Consider the following 580-nt stretch of genomic DNA (forward strand, 5'->3'; position numbering starts at 1 on the left):
TGAGGTTCCCCCGAGACCGTAGAGGCATCAGCTATAAGGGGTAGCGATGTCAGAGAAACGGAAGAAGTATGACCGTGAGTTCCGGGATGGGGCTGTGCGGATCGTGCGGGAAACGGGTAAGCCGATCGCGGCGGTGGCGCGCGATCTGGGGATGAATCCGGGCACCTTGGGGAACTGGGTTGCCCAGGATCAGGAGCAGCGCGAGGGCCGTGGGGAGTTGTCCAAGGACGATCTGGCCGAGCTGAAGCGTTTGCGGGCGGAGAACGCCGAGCTGCGGATGGAGCGTGATGTCCTCAAGCGATCAGTGGTCCTGTGGGTGAAGGAGGCGACGAAGTGAGCGTGGCACGCTTCATCGCCGACCAGAGGACCAAATATCGTGTGCCACATGCTGTGACATGCCGTGTGCTGCAGGTCAGCCTGGCGTGGTTCTCCAAGTGGCTGGGCCGCGCCGAGGACCCCGACGGGTTGCACACCGACACTGATCGGCGCCGCGCCGAGCTGGATGTGGCGGTCGCCAAGGCGTTCGCTAAGGCCAAGGGCTTGCATGGTTCCCCGCGACTGGTCGACGATCTGCGCGAGC

Annotated in this window: 1 protein-coding gene and 1 pseudogene; both read left to right on the forward strand. The window is 64.0% G+C overall.

The genetic code is table 11. The annotated features are described in order from the left end of the window. Positions 1–46: 46 nt before the first annotated feature. Positions 47–337 carry a transposase gene (locus FPZ47_RS27865; RefSeq protein WP_144957551.1) on the forward strand — a complete coding sequence of 97 codons (291 nt, stop codon included), beginning with the start codon at positions 47–49 and terminating at the stop codon, positions 335–337. Further along, positions 334–580 (forward strand): annotated as a pseudogene (locus FPZ47_RS27870) (IS3 family transposase); the annotation flags it as partial. The gene FPZ47_RS27865 and the pseudogene FPZ47_RS27870, both read left to right, overlap by 4 nt.

Source organism: Mycobacterium helveticum (assembly GCF_007714205.1).
Classification (GTDB): Bacteria; Actinomycetota; Actinomycetes; order Mycobacteriales; family Mycobacteriaceae; genus Mycobacterium; species Mycobacterium helveticum.